The 1,810-nt window shown below is 50.4% G+C and carries 1 protein-coding gene; it reads right to left on the bottom strand.

The features are described 5' to 3' along the window. Nucleotides 1-121: 121 nt before the first annotated feature. Complete coding sequence (locus ACTHUM_RS12975) at nt 122-1,630, bottom strand: SWIM zinc finger family protein (protein WP_440403055.1); 1,509 nt, start codon at nt 1,628-1,630, stop codon at nt 122-124. Nucleotides 1,631-1,810 lie beyond the last annotated feature (180 nt).

The following is a 1,810-nucleotide window of genomic DNA, read 5'->3' as shown; positions in this document are numbered from 1 at the left end:
ATATTTTCTGACTGTATTAAATATTCATAAACTTCGAGTAATCGATACGTTGAATATGTGTAAGGATTTTAAGCCTATTTGGAAAGATCCATTACATAAAGTGAAGATGAACAGCTTTTTCCTAAAATCCCGCCCGAACCAACTCCTCCAACAGCGCAGGTCGGCGTGGTTTTTCGCTATATTGCTCCCTAACTTTGTCGGCAAAGTCTTCCATCGCCTGCCGTTGTGCGGAATATTGGCGGCGGAGGGTCTTTAATTGGTTCAAGAGCTGGCGGTATTGCTTACGGTTGCTTGCCTTATTGATTTCAGCCGCAAAGATTTTCAGGTAGCAAGCCACGATTTGGTCGTGATACGGCTCGGGGAAAGACGGGGCAAAACGATCCATTGGGTACAACAACAAGAGGTGTTGCTGCAATAGGGCGAGCAGCCGGTCGAATTCCTGTTCATGCTCCAATATTTCAGCTTGCAGCGAATATTGACCCGACAAGCGCGCAAGCAGGCGGTTGAATTCATGCGGCCATTCGGCGGCGGAAAACGTGGCTTTCCATGCTTCATAATGCGGCAATGAAAGGGGGACGGAAAACGCCAAATCCGCTGCGATTTCGCGTACATTTTTACCGGTTTCCTTCAATACATCAAAAAGTTGCAGCTTCCATTTGTGCGCTGTGCCGAGTGTTCCTTCAGCTTCGGCAATACTGATGCCTTCGCGCAAGAGGCGTTCCGCTTCTGCCCGGTCTCGCTGCCCGACTGCTTGTTCTACCGCAATTTGTCTGAATTTCGGCAAGCGCAGATGTCGTCTGAAATAATCCTGCGCGGCAGCAGTATCGCCTTTCGCCTGCAAAACCTGCCAGCCTTCGAGTGCCCAAAATTCATAATCCCAATCCAATTTGGCAACTGCCAAACGTTTATTCACGCAATCTTGCCACGCCTGCCATTCACCGCGCAGCCGCCAGATTCGGGCGCGGATTTGGTAGATTTTATTGCCTGCCTCCGAGAAATCAAAATAGCGGCTGTCGTCCAAACATTTGTCTAAAAAATTGATCAAACGCTTTGGGACGTTTTCCATGACCGCTTCTTCCAGAAGGTCAATTGCCATATACATAGCATCGACCAACATACCGTCCGAATCGTCCGCCTTTTCAAAAGCATCCTGCAAACGCGGTATCAACAGAGGCAAAGCCTGCGCCAACGCTGCCGTTCCCTCTTGCGCCACATCTTCCAACCAGTTTTGCAGCCTGATACCCAAATCAGCGGCTTCGTAGTAATCATAATATCGGGTTCGGGAAAAGATTCGGGAGAGCTGCTGCCGATACGGATTGCCGCCCTTTTTAGGCTGTTGCGCATCGGATTCGTCCGGCTGCCCATCCAGCATTTGAGCGTGCACCGCATACCACAACGCCGCCATATGCTTGCACGCCCCGCCATAAGGACAATCGCAGCCCCCATCCTTAATGTACAAATCACTATCCAACTTCAGCCATACCCAATAGTTTTCCGAACCGCACACCTCCGCCCGATAACGCCCGGAGGAAGTTTTTTGGACATCGCGAACCTTGCCCTGCTGAAAATACAGCAGGCCGCGTTCGGCAATGTGGGGCGGGAACAGGTGGAGCGGGTGGATACGGGGCATGGTTGGTTTCAAGAAGTGGTTGAAACATGGGAAGTTTACTGGTTCGGGCAGCGTTTGGGGAGATGGTAGAGGGAAGATTTGTTTGGCAAAGAGGCAAAAGGTCGTCTGAAAATGGGTTTCAGACAACCTTTGGTTTGGGTAGGAAGGGAAGTAGTTTAGAAAGACCGCGTGCGTGCGTAC

This window comes from Neisseria sp. P0021.S006 (assembly GCF_051956895.1).
The sequence above is the reverse complement of the archived record's forward strand: the minus strand, read 5'-3'. Positions and strand labels throughout refer to the sequence as shown.

Coding starts and splice junctions, on each gene's coding strand:
- ACTHUM_RS12975 (WP_440403055.1), bottom strand. CDS start 1,630: ATGCCCCGTATCCACCCGCTCCACCTGTTCCCGCCCCACATTGCCGAA.